This window comes from Streptomyces sp. CCM_MD2014, from assembly GCF_000772045.1.
Lineage (GTDB): Bacteria > Actinomycetota > Actinomycetes > Streptomycetales > Streptomycetaceae > Streptomyces > Streptomyces salinarius.
In genome coordinates, this window is sequence record NZ_CP009754.1 from 5,595,899 (window position 1) to 5,614,581 (window position 18,683).

The following is an 18,683-nucleotide window of genomic DNA, read 5'->3' on the forward strand; positions in this document are numbered from 1 at the left end:
GGGTGCCGGCTACTCCACCGTCACGGACTTGGCCAGGTTGCGCGGCTTGTCGATGTCCCGGCCCAGGGCCAGCGCCGTGTGGTAGGCGAGGAGCTGGAGCGGGATGCCCATGAGGATCGGGTCCAGCTCGTCCTCGTTCTTCGGGACGACGATCGTGTGGTCGGCCTTCTCCTGCTCCCGGTGGGCGACCGCGAGGATCTGACCGCTGCGGGCCTTGATCTCCTCCATGGCCGCGCGGTTCTTCTCCAGCAGGTCGTCGTCCGGCACGATCGCGACCGTCGGCAGGGCGGGCTCGATCAGGGCGAGCGGGCCGTGCTTCAGCTCGGAGGCCGGGTAGGCCTCGGCGTGGATGTAGGAGACCTCCTTGAGCTTCAGGGAGGCCTCGCGGGCGACCGGGTAGCCCCGCACACGGCCGATGAAGAGCATCGAGCGGGCGTCGGCGTACTGCGCGGCCAGCTTCTTGACGTCCTCCTCCTGCTTCAGCATCTCCTCGATCTGCGCGGGCAGCTTGCGCAGGCCCTCGATGATCCGCTTGCCGTCGCGGACCGACAGGTCGCGGGTGCGGCCCAGGTGCAGGGCGAGCAGCGCGAACGCCACGCAGGTGTTGGTGAAGCACTTGGTGGACACCACGCACACCTCGGGCCCGGCGTGCACGTACATGCCGCCGTCGGCCTCGCGGGCGATCGCCGAGCCGACGACGTTGACGATGCCGAGCACGCGGGCGCCCTTGCGCTTCAGCTCCTGCACGGCCGCCAGCACGTCGTACGTCTCTCCGGACTGGGAGACGGCGATGTACAGGGTGTCGGGGTCGACGACCGCGTTGCGGTAGCGGAACTCGGAGGCCGGCTCGGCGTCCGCGGGGATGCGGGCCAGCTCCTCGATCATCTGGGCGCCGATCTGGCCCGCGTGGTACGAGGTGCCGCAGCCCAGGATCTTCACGCGGCGCACGGCGCGCGCGTCGCGGGCGTCCAGGTTGAGGCCGCCGAGGTGCACGGTGGAGAAGCGGTCGTCGATCCGGCCGCGCAGCACGCGGTCCACGGCCTCGGCCTGCTCGTGGATCTCCTTGTGCATGTAGGTGTCGTGGCCGCCCATGTCGTAGGAGGCGGCCTCCCACTCCACGGTGGTGGGCTCGGACGTGGTGCGGGTGCCCTCGGTGGTGTAGGTGCGGAAGTCGTCGGCCTTGAGGGTGGCCATCTCGCCGTCGTCGAGCGTGACTATCTGCCGGGTGTGGGCGACCAGCGCGGCGATGTCCGAGGCGACGAACATCTCCTTCTCGCCGATGCCGAGGACGACCGGCGAGCCGTTGCGGGCGACGACGATGCGCTCGGGGAAGTCGGCGTGCATCACGGCGATGCCGTACGTGCCCTCGATCACCCGCAGGGTCTCGCGGACCTTGTCCTCCAGCTTGGCGCCCTCGGAGCGGGCGATGAGGTGGACCAGGACCTCGGTGTCGGTCTCGGAGAGGAACTCGACGCCGTCCGCCTCCAGCTTGCGGCGCAGGTCGGCGGCGTTGTCGATGATGCCGTTGTGGACGACGGCGACCTTGTTGTCGGCCGACATGTGCGGGTGGGCGTTCACGTCGGAGGGGGCGCCGTGGGTGGCCCAGCGGGTGTGGGCGATGCCGGTGGTGCCCTTGAAGCGCGCCGGGACCTTGGCCTCCAGGTCGCGCACCCGGCCCTTGGCCTTGACCATCCTGAGGCCGGCCGCCTTCGGGGAGGTGACGACGATGCCCGCCGAGTCGTAGCCGCGGTACTCCAGGCGCTGCAGGCCTTCCAGGAGCAGGGGCGCGACGTCACGCTTGCCGATGTATCCGACGATTCCGCACATGTAGACGTATCCCTCGTGTCCTTCTCGGCCTGCTCAGCCGTAGACGATGCGGCGCAGCTGACGGAGCGACAGCTCCGGCGGCGCGACCGCGCGGTATTTCAGTTCCGCCTCGATCCGTTCGAAGATCGTCGCGTTCACCAGGCCCTGGGCCTGGAGCTCGCGGTGGCGGCGACGGACGTACTCCTCGGTCGTCTCGTCGAAGTAGGCGAGCACGTCCTGGACCACGCGCAGCGCCTCGCCCCGGCTCAGTGGGGTGGACCGCGTCAGATGATCAACAAGTTCGTCGTGCACCCGGTAGATCCTGGGGTAAGGGGGACGCTTGTGCAAGAATCCTGCCCGATATCGGGCAGGGACGGGTGTGTCTGTGGGGGTGCTGTGTCTACATCCGTTTCAGAATCGCCTGTTTCGCCAGGCTGAACTCCTCGTCGGTCAGTACTCCGGAGCGGTGCAGCTCCCCCAGCTCGCGCAGCCGGCGCAGCAGCGCGTCGTGGTCGTCCTCGGCGGCCGGCGCGGGCGCCGGTACGGGGCTCTCCCCGGCCGGGCCGGCGTCCTCCAGGGCCGGGCGGGCGGCCGGGTGCGGCAGGCGGGCCTGTACGGCCGCGGCCACCAGGGCCATCAGCGGGTCCTTCTTGAAGCCCCACAGCTCCACCGCGTTGGGGTCGTACTTGGGCGGCACCTTGCCCGGCGCCGCCCGCACGGTGAAGCGCAGGTGGCCGTTCTCCAGGCCGGCCGACGGCTGCCACTCCACGGCGACGATGTCCGCGAGGGGAAGGGTGCGCGGGCCGGCGGCCGACTTGGCGTCCTCCGCCTGCCACTTCCACTCCAGGCGCACCTGCTCGCCGTCGAAGTGCGCGATGCCGTCCCCCGCCGACACCGACAGCGGCACCGACGGCCCCGGCAGCAGGTACGCGTCCACCGGGCCGGACGGAACCTGGTCGAGGAGCAGGGCGTTGCGCACCTCGTCCACGAAGTACTCGGCCACGCCGTACCGGTCGGGCTCCACCAGGAGCTGGTACGGGTCGTGCGGCTCGGTCAGCCGGCCGCCCGTCGCGTGCACCAAGGGGTCGGCGCCGTCCCGCAGCCGCAGCCTCAGCCGCCCCGACTTCTTCCCCTGCTCGAACGATATGCCCGCCAACGCGGCGAGCGGCACGAGCAGTTCACCCAGCTCCCTGCGGAGCAGACCGACGTTCTTGTCCCGCCCGGGTGTCAGCCGCAGGGCGTCGCCGTCGAAGACCCACGTTCCGTCCTTCTGGATGATTTCCGCCATGCGTGGATTGTTTCATCGCTCCCGCGGGCGGTGATGGTGCGGGAGAGTGGTCCACACCTGTCCCCAACCCCCCTCCTCGGACCCCTGATTGCACGCCTCGCGAAGGGAGCGCACGTGAGACCTCATCGACGGCACCACAGAACGACTCCCCGCATCACCCGGCTGCTGGGAGCGCTGCTGCTGGTGGCGGCGGTCGGCGCCATGACCACCGGCGCCGCCCCGGACCGGAAGACGGCCGCGGAACCCGTGCCCCTCGACCGGGTGATCCCGGCCCCCGCCTCGGTCGACCCCGGCGGTGCCCCGTACCGCATCACCCGCGGCACCCACATCCGCGTGGACGACTCGCGCGAGGCCCGCCGCGTCGGCGACTACCTCGCCGACCTCCTGCGGCCCGCCACCGGATACCGGCTCCCCGTCACCACCCACGGCCACGGGGGCATACAACTGCGCCTGGCCGAGGGACCCTACGGCGACGAGGGCTACCGCCTCGACAGCGGCCGCTCCGGCGTCACCATCACCGCCCGCAAGGCCGCGGGCCTCTTCTACGGCGTCCAGACGCTGCGTCAGCTGCTGCCTCCCGCCGTCGAGAAGGACACCGCACAGCCCGGCCCCTGGCTGGTCGCGGGCGGCACCATGGAGGACAGCCCGCGCTACGCCTGGCGCAGCGCCATGCTCGACGTCTCCCGGCACTTCTTCGGCGTCGACGAGGTCAAGCGCTACATCGACCGCGTCGCCCGCTACAAGTACAACAAGCTCCACCTGCACCTCAGCGACGACCAGGGCTGGCGCATCGCCATCGACTCCTGGCCGCGCCTGGCGACCTACGGAGGCTCCACCGAGGTCGGCGGCGGCCCCGGCGGCCACTACACCAAGGCGGACTACAAGGAGATCGTCCGCTACGCGGCCTCGCGCCACCTGGAGGTGATCCCCGAGATCGACATGCCGGGCCACACCAACGCCGCCCTCGCCTCCTACGCCGAGCTGAACTGCGACGGCGTGGCACCCCCGCTCTACACCGGCACCAAGGTGGGCTTCAGCTCGCTGTGCGTGGACAAGGACGTCACCTACGACTTCGTGGACGACGTCCTCGGCGAACTCGCCGCGCTCACCCCCGGCCGCTACCTGCACATCGGCGGCGACGAGGCGCACTCCACGCCGAAGGCCGACTTCGTGACGTTCATGAAGCGCGTCCAGCCGATCGTCGCCAAGTACGGCAAGACGGTCGTCGGCTGGCACCAGCTGGCCGGCGCCGAACCGGCCGAGGGGGCGCTCGTCCAGTACTGGGGCCTGGACCGCACCGGCGACGCGGAGAAGGCCGAGGTCGCCGAGGCCGCCAGGAACGGCACCGGGCTGATCCTCTCCCCGGCCGACCGGACGTACCTGGACATGAAGTACACCAAGGACACCCCGCTGGGCCTGTCCTGGGCGGGCTACGTCGAGGTGCAGCGGTCCTACGACTGGGACCCGGCCGCCTATCTGCCGGGCGCCCCGGCCGACGCGGTCCGCGGGGTCGAGGCCCCGCTGTGGACGGAGACCCTGTCCGAGCCGGACCAGCTGGACTTCATGGCCTTCCCGAGGCTGCCGGGCGTCGCCGAACTGGGCTGGTCCCCGGCGTTCACGCACGACTGGGACACCTACAAGGTGCGGCTCGCCGCGCAGGCCCCGTACTGGGAGGCGGCGGGGATCGACTTCTACCGCTCGCCGCAGGTGCCCTGGACCTGACCCGGACGGCACGACGGGCACCCCGGAGGACCGTCTCCGGGGTGCCCGTCCGTCTGTGGGTCAGAGTCCCGCGATGGGGTTCCTCAGGGTCCCGATCAGCTGGAGCGCGCCGGACGGGTCGGCCAGGTCCACCATCTGCCGGTTGTCCCGCAACTGGAGCCGGTTGAGGCAGGACAGCGCGAACTCGGGCGCGAACATGTCGTACCGCTCGAACTTCTCGGCCAGTTCCGGCACCGATGCCTGGTACTCCCGGGTGACCTCGGCGACCGTCCGCCAGAAGGCGTCCTCCTCCACGATCCCCTCCTCCGCCAGGTTCGCGGCGAGGAAGCGGAAGAAGCAGTCGAAGACGTCCGTGAAGATCGACAGGAGCTTCTTGTCGTCCGGCACGTCCACCGCGATCCGGGAGACCTCCGGCGGCAGTACGGCGTCCGGGTCCATCACCGCGATCTCCTCGGCGATGTCCTTGTAGATCGCGCGCCGCACCACCCCGTCCGCCAGGACGAGGATCACGTTCTCGCCGTGCGGCATGTACACCAGGTCGTAGGCGTAGAAGCTGTGCAGCAGCGGGACGTAGTAGGCGCGCAGGTAGTGCCGCAGCCACTCGGCGGGCGCGAGCCCCGACCGCTCGATCAGCGCGCCCGCGAAGGAGGCTCCCTCGTGGTCCACGTGGACCAGGGAGGCCATGGTGGCGAGCGTCTCGCCCTCCTGGAGGGAGGGCACCGGGCTCTCCCGCCACAGCGCCGCCAGCATCTTGCGGTACGGCGAGTAGCGGTCGGTGGCCTTCTCGTACTCCAGGTGCCGGTAGCCCACGGCCGCCCGCTCCCGGATGATGCTCAGCCCCGTCTCCTTCAGCACCGGGTCGCCCTCGATCAGCCGGGCGAGCCAGTCGTTGATGGCCGGGGTGGCCTCCATGTAGGCCGCCGACAGGCCGCGCATGAAGCCCATGTTGAGGACGGACAGGGCCGTCTTCACGTAGTGCTTCCCGGGGTGCGAGGTGTTGAAGAAGGTGCGGATGGACTGCTGGGCCAGGTACTCGTCGTCGCCCTCGCCCAGGCACACCAGGTGCCCGCGGGCGACCTCGGCGGCGAAGGTGACGGTGAGCTTGTTCCACCACTGCCAGGGGTGGACCGGGATGAACAGGTAATCGGCGGGGTCCAGGCCCTGCTCGCGCAGCACGCCGTGGAACCGCTCGACGGTGGCCGCGCCCAGCTCGTCCCGGACGAAGGACTCGTACTCGATGCCCACGCCCGCCGTGAACGCCGCCCGCGAGCGGTGCGCCGCCAGCCACACCAGCCGGACCGGGCTCGCCGTCTCGGGGGCGTACGACAGGTACTCGTGGATGCCGAAGCCGAGCCGGCCGTTGTTGGCGACGAAGCAGGGGTGGCCCTCGGTCATCCCGGTCTCGACGGCCTGGAAGTCGTCGCTCCGGGCCAGCTCGGCGGAGGTGATCCGCGGCTTGGTCAGCTTGTAGCAGGTGCCGGAGAGGGTGGAGGAGATCTCCTCCAGGTAGACCGGGAGGATCTCGTCGCTGAGCCCCAGGGTCTCCTTCAGCTCGATGAAGAAGTCCAGCGCGGCGAGCGGCAGTTCGGCGCCGTCGCGGTGGCGGGTGATCGAGTCGGCGTCCACCTGCCAGTGGTCCAGGGCGCGGACCGTGGCGGTGAAGCGGTAGGCGGTCTTGCCGTCGTCGCCGCGGACGGTGTACGCCGTCCCGTCCGGCTCCCGCTCGGGGGTCAGCAGGCGTTCGTGCGTGAACTCGGCCAGCGCCTTGCGGATCAGGAGGCGGTTGGCCCGCTCCCAGCGTGCGGGGGAGAGGTGGGCGACGGCGTCGGCGAGGCTCATGCGGACACCGCCTTCTCGAACTGCTCACGGGTGCAGAAGCTCAGCAACGCCTTCTTCTCCGGCTTCTGGATCTCGCGCTCGGGCACGAATCCGACGGCTGCGTTCAGGGCGTGGACGGCGGTGTTGGCGACGTCCGGCTCGACGACGACCCGCCGGGTCGCCGGGTCGGCGAACAGCTCGGCCATCACGGTGGTGATCACGGCGCGGGTGAAGCCGTGCACGGGCCGGTCGGTCGGCGCGACCAGGAAGTGCATGCCGACGTCACCGGGCTCGGGCTCGTACAGTCCGACCAGCTCGCGGTGGGCCGGGTCGTAGCGCTCCATCAGGAAGGCCGGGACGCCGTCGTGCAGGCCGAGGTGGGCCTGCTGGTGCTCGTCGGCGGCCAGCTCCATGTACGCCCGCTCGACGTCCACCAGCCCGGCGTCCTGCATCATCCAGAACGCGGACTTGGGGTGGGTGAGCCAGCCGTGCAGCAGTACGGCGTCCTTCAGCGGGTCGACGGGGCGCAGGGTCAGCGCCCCGACGGCGGCGGGGGTGGCGGTGCTCATGCGGCTCATACGGCGAACTCCTGGAACGCGATCGTCTTCTCGACCGGGTAGTACTCGCGGCCGAGCAGCTCCCGGACGATGCAGCTGTTGCGGTAGGCGCCCATGCCCAGGTCGGGGCTGGTGACGCTGTGCGCGTGGACCCCGGCGTTCTGCAGGAACACGCCGGCTCCCGTGACGTCCACGGCGTAGTTGCGGGCGATGTCGAAGTTGCCGCGGGAGTCGTAGCGCAGCCGGTCCCGGACGGGCTTGAGGAACTCCGGCTCGGTGTACCGGTAGCCGGTGGCCAGCACCAGGCCCTCGGTCTCGATCTCGAAGTCCGCGCCCTGCTCCTGCTGACGGAAGCCGAGCGTGTACGTGCCGTTGGCGTACCGGGCGCTGGTCAGCGCGGAGTTGGTGAGCAGGCGGGTGGGGACCGGGCCGCCGAGTCTCTTCTGGTAGAGCAGGTCGAAGATCTCGTTGACCAGGTCGCCGTCGATGCCCTTGAACAGGCCCTTCTGCTCGGCCGTGAGGCGGTAGCGGGTGTCCTCGGGCAGCGCGTGGTAGTAGTCCACGTACTCCGGGGAGGTCATCTCCAGCGTGAGCTTGGTGTATTCGAGGGGGAAGAAGCGCGGGGAGCGGGTGACCCAGTTCAGCTGGTAGCCGTGGACGTCGATCTCGCCCAGCAGGTCCTGGTAGATCTCGGCGGCGGACTGGCCGCTGCCGACCAGCGTGATCGACTTCTTCTTCACCAGCTCGGCCCGCTGCTGGACGTACCGGGAGTTGTGGAGGAAGTCGCCGGCCAGGCCCCGGCAGGCGTCCGGGACGTACGGCGGGGTGCCGGTGCCGAGGACGAGACGGCGGGCGCGGTAGGTGTCGCCGGAGGTGGTGGCGACGGCGTACAGCTCCTCCCGCTCGTCGTACGTGACCTCGGTGACCGTGGTGGAGAAGCGGACGCTGCTCAGCTTGTGCGCGGCCCAGCGGCAGTAGGCGTCGTACTCGACGCGCAGGGGGTAGAAGTTCTCGCGGATGTAGAACGAGTACAGCCGCCCCTGCTCCTTCAGGTAGTTGAGGAAGGAGTACGGCGAGGTCGGGTCGGCGAGGGTGACCAGGTCCGACATGAACGGGGTCTGGAGGTGGGCGCCGTCCAGGAACATGCCGGCGTGCCACTCGAAGTCCGCCTTGGACTCCAGGAAGACGCCGTTCAGCCCGTCGATGGGCTCGGTGAGGCAGGCGAGGCCGAGGTTGAAGGGGCCGAGGCCGATGCCCACGAAGTCGTAGGCGGTCTCCGGGGCTTCAGGAAGCGCGGTCAAGGGAGTCTCCCAGGTACTGCTCGGCGTGGCCGGCGATCAGGTCGAGGACGGCGGCGATGTCGTCCGCGGTCGTCTCGGGGTTGAGCAGGGTGAACTTCAGGTAGTGGCGTCCGGCCACCTTGGTGCCCGCGACCACGGCGTCGCCGGAGGCGAACAGGGCCTTGCGGGCGTACAGGTTGGCGCGGTCGATCTCGGCGGGGTCGGTGACGGCCGCCGGGATGTAGCGGAAGACCAGGGTGGAAAGCGACGGCTGGACGACCACGTCGAAGCGCGGGTCGGCGGCGAGCAGTCTCCAGCCCTCGGCGGCCAGGTCGCAGACCTCGTCGAAGAGTTCGCCGATGCCGTCGGCGCCCATGACGCGCAGGGTCATCCACAGCTTGAGCGCGTCGAAGCGGCGGGTGGTCTGGAGGGACTTGTCCACCTGGTTGGGGATACGTTCCTGCACCATGCGGCGCGGGTTGAGGTACTCCGCGTGGTAGGTGGCGTGGCGCAGGGTGGCCGCGTCGCGGACCAGTACGGCGGACGAACTCACGGGCTGGAAGAAGGACTTGTGGTAGTCCACGGTGACGGAGTCGGCCCGCTCGATGCCGTCGATGCGGTCCCGGTACTTCAGGGAGGCCAGCAGCCCGCAGCCGTAGGCCGCGTCCACGTGCATCCACACCCCGTACTGCTCGCACAGCCCGGCGATCTCGGGCAGCGGGTCGATGGAGCCGAAGTCGGTGGTGCCGCCGGTGGCGACGACGGCCATGGGGACGAGGCCGTCGCTCACGCAGCGCTCCAGCTCACGGGCGAGGGCGACGGTCTGCATGCGCTTGTCGTGGTCCACGGGGATCGACACGACGGCGTCGGGGCCGAGACCGAGCAGTTTCGCCGACTTCTTCACGCTGAAGTGGCTCACCTCGGAGGCGAAGACGCGCAGGTCGGCGAGGGACTCGGCCTTGGCCTCCTCGCGGGCCAGCAGCAGTGCCTGGAGGTTGGACTGGGTGCCGCCGGAGGTGAACACGCCGTCGGCCGCCGGGCCGAGGCCGATGCGGCCCGTGGTCCAGTCGATCAGTTTCCGCTCGATGAGCGTGCCGCCGGCCGACTGGTCCCAGGTGTCCAGGGAGGAGTTGACGGCGGACAGGACCGCCTCGCCGAGCACCGCCGGTATGACGACGGGGCAGTTGAGGTGGGCGAGGTAGCGGGGGTGGTGGAAGTAGACGGCGTCGCGGAGGTAGACGTCCTCCAGCTCGTCGAGGACCGCGGCCGTGTCGTGCAGCGGCCGGTCGAGGTCGATCCCGTCGATGCGGGGGGAGAGGGCGTCGACCGTGACACCGGTGAACGGGCGGTCGGTGGTGGCGAGTTTGGCGGCCACCCGCTCGACTCCTTCGGTCACGGAGCGGCGGTACTGCTCCGCGGTGGTGTCGTTGAGCAGGTGCGAGCGCATGTGGGGGTCCTCCGGTGGGGACGGTCCGAGAGGGGCGGGAGAGGGCTGAACCCTCGCTTCGACTTAGGTTAGCCTAACCTAAGTCGAGTGGATCAAACGCGCGGCTGCGGGTGACCGCCGTCACTGTGGTCCCGCGTGGCGGCGTCGTGGCCGGACGTCAGCCCTGCTCGCGGAGCTGTTCCTCCGTCAGGCCCCGGCGCCAGTAGCCGACGAAGGTGACGCGCCGGCGGTCGATGCCGCGCTCGGCCACGAAGTGCCGGCGCAGCAGCTTCACGCACCCCGACTCGCCGGCGATCCAGACGTAGGGGTGCTCGGCGGACGGGAGCCGGGCGTCCCGGAGCGCGGCCAGCGTCGCCTCGGGGCCGCCGCCGGCATCCCCGACCAGCCAGGTGACCTCGGCGTCCGCGACGGTGTCGAGGTCCTGCACGTCCTCGGCGTGCGGCACCGAAGCCACACCCGGGCGCGGGTTCCGGCCGGCAGTGACTCCACGACGGCGCAGGCGGCCGGCACGGCGGTCTCGTCGCCCCAGATCACCACCAGGTCGGTGTCCTCGGGCGGCCGGAAGCGGATCGCCCGGTTGTCGGCGACGGCGGGGCCGAGCAGCAGTACGCGGTCGCCCGGGGCGGCGTGGGCGGCCCAGCGGGCGGCGGGGCCCGCCTGGACCGGCGAGCCCGGTTCGACGCCGTGGAGCACGAAGTCGATGTCGATCTCGGCGGTGTGCCCGTCGCCGTCCCGGCGCAGCGCCCGCAGCGTGTACGAGCGCATCACCGCTCTTACGTCGTCGGGCAGTTCACGCCAGCCCTGCCACCAGCCGTCGCCCAGCTCGACCGGCACCGCGGGCTCGGCCTGCCCCGGGTGCGGCAGGAACAGCGACAGGGACTGGTCCTGCCCGTCGGAGTGGAAGGCGCGCAGGTCGGGCCCCGCGAAGGTGACCCGGGCCAGGGACGGTCCGAGCCGCCGCGTCCGTACGACCTGGAGGGAGAAGAAACGGAACGGGGCGGCCACGGCCGTCGTCATGGAGGGCTCCGGGGGTCAAGGGGGGAGGGTCAGCCGACCTTCTTGGCGTTCTCGATCGCCTCGGCCAGGTTGTCGAGGAGCGGCGTGCACTTGTCGTAGGACAGGATCGGCTCGGGGGAGCGGGCGATGACCTGGCCGGCCTTGACCGCGGGGAGCTTCTTCCAGGTGCCCTCGGTGATGTCCGCGGGCTGGATGGTGGAGGCGCGGTCGTCCATGATGATGACGTCGGCCGGGTACTTGTCCACGTTCTCCCAGCTCAGGGACTCGAACCAGCCGCCGGTCGCCTTCTTGGCCTCCTCGGAGGGCTCGACGAAGTTCACGCCGAGGGCCTTGAAGTACTCCAGGTCCACCGAGAGGTTGGTGCCGGAGACGTAGAACAGGTCGGGGCTCGCGGAACCGGCCAGCACCCGGATCTCGGGCCGGGCCTTGGCGGCGGCGCGCAGCCGGGCGGCGGCCTTGTCGAAGGCGGCCTTGGCGTCGGTGACCTTCTTGGCCTTCATGTCCGCGCCGAGCGACTCGGCCAGCTCCCACATGCGCTGCAGCGGCTGGGTGAGCTGGCGGTCGAAGACCGAGACGGCCACGCTCGGGGCCAGCTTGGCGATCTTGTCCTTCGACTCCTCCGGGACGGACCAGAGAGTGCCCGCGGTGTCGAAGGTCGTGGTGATGAGCACCTCGGGGGCGAGGGAGGCGTACTTCTCGACGTTGAGCTTGCCCCACTCGTTGCCGAGGACGGTGACCTTGTCCACGTCGAGGTCGCCGGCCTGCACGTCGGGCTTGCCGTCCTTGGTGGTGGTCGGGCCGAAGACGCCCTTGACCTGGACCCCGTAGTCGTAGAGGGCGGCGGCGACACCGGTGAAGGCGACGATGTTCGTCGGCACCTTGTCCAGCTTCACGGTCGTGCCGCGGTCGTCCTTGAAGGACCAGGGGCCGGACTTGGCGCCGCCACCCGTCTCGTCGCCCGAGCCGCCGCTCTTGCCGTCGTCGTCCCCGCAGGCCGCGAGCACGGCACCGAGGCCGAGGGCGCCACCGGCGGCGAGGATTCCGCGGCGGGTGGGGTGGGTAGCTCTGGCGTTGGACATGGTGGTGGCTGCCTTCGAACGGTGCGGAGCGTCGCGCTCTGCGGGACAATTCGAAGGTAGGTTAGCCTAACCTCAGATCTTGTCCAGGGGCGGGGCCCGGGTGCGGCCCCGCCCACGGCCGTCCGGGTCTCAGCTCACCAGCCCCAACTCCCGTGCGATCAGCATCCGCTGGACCTCGCTGGTGCCCTCGCCGATCTCCAGGATCTTCGCGTCCCGCCACATGCGGGCCACCGGGTACTCGTTCATGAAGCCGTAGCCGCCGTGGATCTGGGTGGCGTCCCGGGCGTTGTCCACCGCGACCGTCGACGAGTACAGCTTCGCCAGCGCCGCCTCCTTCTTGAACGGCTCGCCCGCCACCAGCCGCGAGGCCGCGTCCCGCCAGGCGAGGCGGGAGGTGTGGGCCTTCATCTCCATGTCGGCGATCTTGAACTGGATGGCCTGGTTGGCGCCGATGGGCTTGCCGAAGGCGTGACGTTCCTTCGCGTAGGCGACCGACTCGTCCACACAGCCCTGCGCGAGCCCCGTGCCCAGCGCGGCGATGGCGACCCGGCCCTCGTCCAGGATGCGCAGGAACTGCGCGTAGCCGCGCCCCTGCTCGCCCAGCAGGTTCGCCGCCGGGACCCGGACGTCGGCGAAGGACAGCTCACGGGTGTCCGACGCGTTCCAGCCGACCTTGGAGTACGGGGCGGCCACCGTGAAGCCCGGGGTGCCCGACGGGACGATGATCGACGAGATCAGGGGCCGTCCGTCCGGCTTGCGGCCGGTGACCGCCGTGACGGTCACCAGGCCGGTGATGTCCGTGCCGGAGTTGGTGATGAAGCACTTGGTGCCGTTGATCACCCATTCGTTCGTCGCCTCGTCCAGGCGGGCCGTGGTCCGGGTCGCGCCCGCGTCGCTGCCGCCGTCCGGCTCGGTGAGGCCGAAGGCGCCCAGGATCTCGCCGGAGCACAGCCGGGGCAGCCACTCGCGCTTCTGCTCCTCGGTGCCGAACAGGTGCAGGGGCATCGCGCCCAGCGAGACGCCCGCCTCCAGCGTGATCGCCACCGACGAGTCGACCCGGGCCAGCTCCTCCAGGGCGATGCCGAGGGCGAAGTAGTCGCCGCCCATGCCGCCGTACTCCTCCGGGAACGGCAGCCCGAACAGGCCCATGCGGCCCATCTCGCGGACGATCTCGTACGGGAACTCGTGCCGCTCGTAGAAGTCGCCGATCTTGGGCGCCACCACGTCGTGGGCGAACTCCTCCACCGTGCGGCGCAGTTCCTCGAGTTCGGGGGAGAGCTTGTGGTCCATGGTGTTCACGACTCCTGGTGGGAGAGGGCTCGAACGGTGCGGGACGGGCTGGGCCGGCCCAGGTGCGCGGCCATCCAGACGCTTGTGGCGACGAGACGGCCGAGGTCGACTCCGGTGTCGATGCCGAGGCCCCGCAGCATCCACACGAGGTCTTCGGTGGCGAGGTTGCCGGTGGCGGACTTCGCGTACGGGCAGCCGCCCAGGCCGCCGGCGGAGGCGTCCACCGTGGTGACGCCCTGCCGGAGTGCGGCCAGCGTGTTGGACAGGGCCTGGCCATAGGTGTCGTGGAAGTGGACGCCCAGCGCGGACACCGGCACGCCCGCCTCGGCCAGCGCGGTGAGCAGGGCCGTCACATGGCCCGGGGTGGCGACCCCGATGGTGTCGCCGAGACTCAGCTCGTCGCACCCCATGTCCAGCAGCGCCCGGCAGACCCGCACCACCTGGGGGAGCGGGACCGGGCCCTCCCACGGGTCGCCGAAGCACATCGAGAGGTAACCGCGTACGTGGACGTCCTCGCCCTTCGCCCGGGTCACCACCGGCTCGAACATGGCCAGCGCCTCGTCCACCGTGCGGTTGAGGTTGGCCTTGGCGAAGGACTCCGTGGCGCTGGCGAACACCGCGACGCGGCGCGCGCCGAGCGCGAGGGCCCGGTCCAGGCCCCGCTCGTTCGGCACCAGCACCGGCAGCGACACCGGCAGGTCGGAGACCCGCGGGTACAGGTCCTCGGCGTCCGCCAGCTGGGGGACCCACTTGGGGTGGACGAAGCTCGTCGCCTCGATCGTGCTCAGGCCCGTGCCGGCCAGCCTGCGGACGAACTCCGCCTTGACGGCCGTCGGCACGGTCGCCTTCTCGTTCTGCAGTCCGTCGCGGGCGCCGACCTCGTGGATGCGGACGCGGGCGGGCAGTCCGTCCGCCGGTACGGGCATCGGGAGCCCCAGCTCCGGGGTGTTCATGTCGTCTCCTGCCCCTCGTCGGTGGGTGCGATGACCGCCAGCACCTGGTCCATGGCGACCGTTGTGCCCGGCGCCACGTCCAGCTCGGCGACGGTGCCCGCGTGCGGGGCGGAGATGACGTGCTCCATCTTCATCGCCTCCACCACCAGCAGGCTCTGCCCGGCGCTCACCTCGTCGCCGACGGCGACCTTCACCACCGTCACCGTGCCCGGCATCGGCGCGGTCAGCGAGTCGGCGCCCGCGTGGGCGGCCCGGTTGAGGGAGGCGGCGACCGGGTCGTGGTCGCGCACGTGCCAGGCGTCACCGTCGCGGCCCAGCCAGCTGCCGTCCGGCAGGGCGGTGAAGGTGTGGGCGACGCCGTCGAGCAGGAAGGTGAACCGGTACCCGTCCTCGGGCCGCGGAGGCGTGCCCCCGGACCCCCGCACGGGCGTGTCGCATCCCGGCAGCAGCAGCTCCACTCCTCGGGCCGGTGCCCGGCGCACGCGCACGGTCACCGGGTCGTGGCCCGCCGCCCGCAGATGGTGCGCCGTCCAGGCACGCTCCCCGCCCATGCGCCAGCCGTCCGCGGCGGCGAACGGGTCGGCCCAGCCGGGGCCGCCGACGGGCGTGAGGGAGACCTGGCGCAGCAGCGCGGCCGCCGCGTACGTCGCCGCCGGAACCTCGTGCGGTACGAGTCCGTCGACCTCCCGCTCCACCAGCCCCGTGTCCAGGTCGCCCGCGACCACCGCCGGATGCGCGAGCAGCCGCCGCAGGAACCCCGCGTTGGTGGGCACGCCCAGGGTGACCGTCCCGGCCAGCGCCGCCCGGAGCTTGCGCAGCGCGGTCTCCCGGTCGGGGCCGTAGGCGATCACCTTGGACAGCATCGGGTCGTACAGGCTGCCCACCTCGGTGCCCTCGCTGAGCCCCGAGTCGGTGCGCACGCCGTCGCCCTCGGGCTCGCGCAGCCGCAGCACCGTGCCGCCGGAGGGGAGGAAGCCGCGGGCCGGGTCCTCCGCGCACAGCCGGGCCTCGATCGCGTGGCCGGTCAGCCGTACGTCCTCCTGCGCGAAGCCGAGCCGCTCGCCGGCCGCCACCCGCAGCTGCCACTCCACCAGGTCCAGGCCGGTCACCAGCTCGGTCACCGGGTGCTCGACCTGGAGGCGGGTGTTCATCTCCATGAAGTAGTACTGCGAGGGGTCGCCGCCCGGCACGATGAACTCCACCGTGCCCGCGCCCCGGTAGCCGCAGGAGCGGGCCGCCTGCACGGCCGCCTCGCCCATCGCCGCCCGCGTCGCCTCGTCGAGGAGGACGCTGGGCGCCTCCTCGATCACCTTCTGGTGGCGGCGCTGGAGCGAGCACTCGCGCTCGCCGAGGTGCACGACGTTCCCGTGGCCGTCGGCCAGCACCTGGATCTCGATGTGCCGGGGACGGTCGATCCACCGCTCCACCAGCAGCGTGTCGTCGCCGAAGGAGGCGCGGGCCTCGCGGCGGGCCGCGGCGATCTCGTCGGCCAGCACGGCCTCGTCGCGCACCAGCCGCATGCCCTTGCCGCCGCCGCCCGCTGAGGGCTTCAGCAGGACCGGGGTGCCGATCTCGCGGGCGGCCTCGGCCAGCTGCTCGTCGGTGAGCCCGCTGCCGCTGGAGCCGGGGACGACCGGCACGCCGGCCGCCCGCACCGTCTCCTTGGCGCGGATCTTGTCGCCCATCAGGGCGATCGCGTCGGCGGGCGGCCCGATGAAGACCAGCCCCGCCTCCTCGCAGGCCCGCGCGAAGCCGGCGTTCTCGGCGAGGAAGCCGTACCCCGGGTGCACGGCCTGCGCGCCCGTCCGGGCCGCCGCTTCCAGCAGCCGCTCGACGGACAGGTAGCTCTCGGTCGCCGGCGCCGGGCCGATCCGTACCGCCTCGTCGGCCTCCCGCACGTGCCGCGCGTCCGCGTCGGCGTCGGAGAAGACCGCCACCGAGCGCACGCCCATCGAGCGCAGCGTCCGGATGACGCGGACGGCGATCTCGCCCCGGTTGGCGACGAGCACGGTGTCGAACATGCGCGGCGTGTCCTTCGTGTTGTCCATGGGTCCCCTCCTCACATCCGGAAGACGCCGAACTGGGGCTCGCCCAGCGGCGCGTTGGCGCAGGCGGTCAGGGCCAGGCCCAGCACCTGCCGGGTGTCGGCCGGCTCGATCACGCCGTCGTCCCACAGGCGGGCGGTCGCGTAGTAGGCGTTGCCCTGGTGCTCGTACTGGGCGCGGATCGGCGCCTTGAAGGACTCCTCCTCCTCGGCCGGCCACTCCTCGCCGCGACCCTCCAACTGGTCCCGCTTGACCGTGGCCAGCACGGACGCGGCCTGCTCGCCGCCCATCACGGAGATCTTGGCGTTGGGCCACATCCACAGGAAGCGCGGCGAATACGCCCGCCCGCACATCGAGTAGTTCCCCGCGCCGTACGACCCGCCGACGACCACCGTCAGCTTCGGCACGCGCGTGCACGCCACCGCCGTGACCATCTTGGCGCCGTGCTTGGCGATGCCGCCGGCCTCGTAGTCCCGGCCCACCATGAACCCGGAGATGTTCTGCAGGAACACCAGCGGGATGCCGCGCTGGTCGCACAGCTCGATGAAGTGGGCGCCCTTCTGGGCCGACTCGGAGAACAGGATGCCGTTGTTGGCGACGATGCCGACCGGGTGGCCGTGGATCCGGGCGAAGCCGGTGACCAGGGTCTGTCCGTACTCGGACTTGAACTCGGCGAAGCGGGAGCCGTCCACCACGCGCGCGATGACCTCGCGGACGTCGTAGGGGGTGCGGGAGTCGACCGGCACCGCGCCGTACAGCCCCTGCGGGTCCACCTTCGGCTCGACGGCCGCCTCCACGCCCCAGGGGAGCGTGGAGCGCTCCGGCAGGGTGGAGACGATCTGCCGCACGATGCGCAGCGCGTGCGCGTCGTCCTCGGCCAGGTGGTCGGTCACGCCGGACACGCGCGAGTGGACCTCGCCGCCGCCCAGCTCCTCCGCCGTGACGACCTCGCCGGTGGCCGCCTTCACCAGCGGCGGGCCGCCCAGGAAGATCGTGCCCTGGTTGCGGACGATCACCGCCTCGTCGCTCATCGCCGGGACGTACGCGCCGCCCGCCGTGCAGGAGCCGAGGACGGCGGCGATCTGCGGGATGCCGGCGCCGGACATCCGGGCCTGGTTGTAGAAGATCCGCCCGAAGTGCTCCCGGTCGGGGAAGACCTCGTCCTGCATCGGCAGGAAGGCGCCCCCGGAGTCCACCAGGTACAGGCACGGCAGCCGGTTCTCCAGCGCCACCTCCTGCGCCCGAAGGTGCTTCTTCACGGTCATCGGGTAGTACGTGCCGCCCTTGACGGTGGCGTCGTTGGCGACGATCACGCACTCCCGGCCGCTGACCCGCCCGATGCCGGCGATGACGCCGGCGGCCGGGGCCGCTCCGTCGTAGAGCCCGTCGGCCGCGAGCGGCGCCAGCTCCAGGAACGGCGAGCCCGGATCGAGCAGCGTGTCCACGCGGTCGCGCGGCAGCAGCTTGCCGCGCGCGGTGTGCCGGGCCCGCGCCCGCTCGCCGCCGCCCAGCCGGGCCGCCGCGAGCTTGGCGCGCAGCTCCTGAACGAGGGCGGCGTGCGCCTCCTCGTTGGCCCGAAAGGCCTCCGAGGCGGGGTCGGCCGCCGTCGTCAGCTCCGGTGCCTCTTGCATCCTGCGGTCCCCTCACCCAGTGATCGACCAGTTAATGAGCGTTAACGCATTTCCTTCAGGTTAACGACCGCTAACCTCCCTGTCTAGAATCGACTCCATGGCCACCAGAACCGACGCCCCCACCCGCCGCGAGCAGATCCTCAAGGAGGCCGCCCGGCTCTTCGCCGAGCGCGGCTTCCACGGGGTCGGCGTCGACGAGATAGGCGCCGCGGTCGGCATCAGCGGCCCCGGCCTGTACCGGCACTTCCCCGGCAAGGACGCGATGCTCGCCGAGCTGCTGGTCGGGATCAGCGACTCGCTGCTGACCGGGGCGAAGCGGCGGCTGGCGGAGGCGGACGGGGCGGCCGGCTCCGGGGCGGGCGCCGGCGCGACGGGTCCCGGGGCGGTCCTCGACTCGCTCATCGAGGGGCACATCGACTTCGCGCTCGACGACCGCCCGCTCATCACCCTGCACGACCGCGAGCTGGACCGCCTGCGGGACGCCGACCGCAAGATGGTGCGGCAGTTGCAGCGCCAGTACGTCGAGCTGTGGGTCGGGGTGCTCCGGGAGGTCTACCCCGCGCTCGCCGAGCCCGCCGCCCGCTCCGCCGTCCACTCGGTCTTCGGCCTCCTGAACTCCACCCCGCACCTGGGCCGCCCGGGACGCGCGGCGACGGCGGAACTGCTGCACCGGATGGCGCGGGGGGCGTTCGCGGCGGTGGGGGAGGCGTAGGGCCGGTTCGGCGCCCCGCTTCCCGGAGTGACGAGGGT

Annotated in this window: 14 protein-coding genes and 1 pseudogene; 2 read left to right on the top strand and 13 right to left on the bottom strand. The window is 71.4% G+C overall.

Going from position 1 to position 18,683, the window contains the following annotated elements; all coding sequences use genetic code 11:
- Window positions 1-9 precede the first annotated feature (9 nt).
- The 3 genes from glmS to NI25_RS25035 all read right to left on the bottom strand — a co-directional run bounded on the left by glmS (window position 10) and on the right by NI25_RS25035 (window position 3,094).
- Window positions 10-1,827, bottom strand: coding sequence for a glutamine--fructose-6-phosphate transaminase (isomerizing) (gene glmS, locus NI25_RS25025; RefSeq protein WP_061444587.1), 1,818 nt, complete (start codon window positions 1,825-1,827; stop codon window positions 10-12).
- 33 nt (window positions 1,828-1,860) lie between these two features.
- The gene (locus NI25_RS25030; RefSeq protein WP_003976012.1) at window positions 1,861-2,118 is read right to left on the bottom strand and encodes a hypothetical protein; all 258 of its coding nucleotides are present in this window, start codon (window positions 2,116-2,118) and stop codon (window positions 1,861-1,863) included.
- 88 nt (window positions 2,119-2,206) lie between these two features.
- Complete coding sequence (locus NI25_RS25035) at window positions 2,207-3,094, bottom strand: DUF4429 domain-containing protein (RefSeq protein WP_061444588.1); 888 nt, start codon at window positions 3,092-3,094, stop codon at window positions 2,207-2,209.
- Window positions 3,095-3,208: 114 nt separating this feature from the next.
- On the opposite strand from NI25_RS25035, the gene NI25_RS25040 reads away from it, so the two are divergent.
- Window positions 3,209-4,816 (top strand): beta-N-acetylhexosaminidase, encoded by a 1,608-nt coding sequence (locus tag NI25_RS25040; protein ID WP_061444589.1) that lies wholly within the window; start codon window positions 3,209-3,211, stop codon window positions 4,814-4,816.
- Between the two features lie 60 nt (window positions 4,817-4,876).
- Here the strand turns inward: NI25_RS25040 and NI25_RS25045 are convergent, their stop codons facing one another.
- The 10 genes and pseudogenes from NI25_RS25045 to NI25_RS25090 all read right to left on the bottom strand — a co-directional run bounded on the left by NI25_RS25045 (window position 4,877) and on the right by NI25_RS25090 (window position 17,933).
- The gene (locus NI25_RS25045; RefSeq protein WP_061444590.1) at window positions 4,877-6,655 is read right to left on the bottom strand and encodes an IucA/IucC family protein; all 1,779 of its coding nucleotides are present in this window, start codon (window positions 6,653-6,655) and stop codon (window positions 4,877-4,879) included.
- Entirely contained in the window at window positions 6,652-7,203 is a 552-nt protein-coding gene (locus tag NI25_RS25050) for a GNAT family N-acetyltransferase (RefSeq protein WP_199561124.1), read from the bottom strand. The genes NI25_RS25045 and NI25_RS25050 overlap by 4 nt, the downstream gene beginning before the upstream one ends.
- A gap of 5 nt (window positions 7,204-7,208) precedes the next feature.
- Window positions 7,209-8,492 (bottom strand): lysine N(6)-hydroxylase/L-ornithine N(5)-oxygenase family protein, encoded by a 1,284-nt coding sequence (locus NI25_RS25055; RefSeq protein WP_061444592.1) that lies wholly within the window; start codon window positions 8,490-8,492, stop codon window positions 7,209-7,211.
- Window positions 8,476-9,918, bottom strand: coding sequence for a lysine decarboxylase DesA (gene desA, locus NI25_RS25060; RefSeq protein WP_061444593.1), 1,443 nt, complete (start codon window positions 9,916-9,918; stop codon window positions 8,476-8,478). Before desA ends, NI25_RS25055 begins: the two co-directional genes overlap by 17 nt.
- 157 nt (window positions 9,919-10,075) lie before the next feature.
- Window positions 10,076-10,935: pseudogene (locus NI25_RS25065) on the bottom strand (siderophore-interacting protein).
- Window positions 10,936-10,964: 29 nt separating this feature from the next.
- Window positions 10,965-12,014, bottom strand: coding sequence for a siderophore-binding protein DesE (desE, locus tag NI25_RS25070; RefSeq protein ID WP_061444594.1), 1,050 nt, complete (start codon window positions 12,012-12,014; stop codon window positions 10,965-10,967).
- Between the two features lie 129 nt (window positions 12,015-12,143).
- A complete protein-coding gene (locus NI25_RS25075; RefSeq protein WP_061447089.1) occupies window positions 12,144-13,304 on the bottom strand; it encodes an acyl-CoA dehydrogenase family protein in 1,161 nt (386 codons plus the stop codon).
- 5 nt (window positions 13,305-13,309) lie between these two features.
- Entirely contained in the window at window positions 13,310-14,257 is a 948-nt protein-coding gene (locus NI25_RS25080; RefSeq protein ID WP_061444595.1) for a hydroxymethylglutaryl-CoA lyase, read from the bottom strand.
- Window positions 14,254-16,278: an acetyl/propionyl/methylcrotonyl-CoA carboxylase subunit alpha gene (locus NI25_RS25085; protein WP_061447090.1), complete on the bottom strand. Its 2,025-nt coding sequence runs from the start codon at window positions 16,276-16,278 to the stop codon at window positions 14,254-14,256. Before NI25_RS25085 ends, NI25_RS25080 begins: the two co-directional genes overlap by 4 nt.
- Before the next feature lie 38 nt (window positions 16,279-16,316).
- The gene (locus NI25_RS25090; RefSeq protein WP_061444596.1) at window positions 16,317-17,933 is read right to left on the bottom strand and encodes a carboxyl transferase domain-containing protein; all 1,617 of its coding nucleotides are present in this window, start codon (window positions 17,931-17,933) and stop codon (window positions 16,317-16,319) included.
- Window positions 17,934-18,030: 97 nt separating this feature from the next.
- Here NI25_RS25090 and NI25_RS25095 point away from each other — a divergent pair, with 97 nt between their 5' ends.
- On the top strand, window positions 18,031-18,645 hold the full coding sequence (locus tag NI25_RS25095) for a TetR/AcrR family transcriptional regulator (protein WP_061444597.1): 615 nt from the start codon (window positions 18,031-18,033) through the stop codon (window positions 18,643-18,645).
- Window positions 18,646-18,683: the final 38 nt, after the last annotated feature.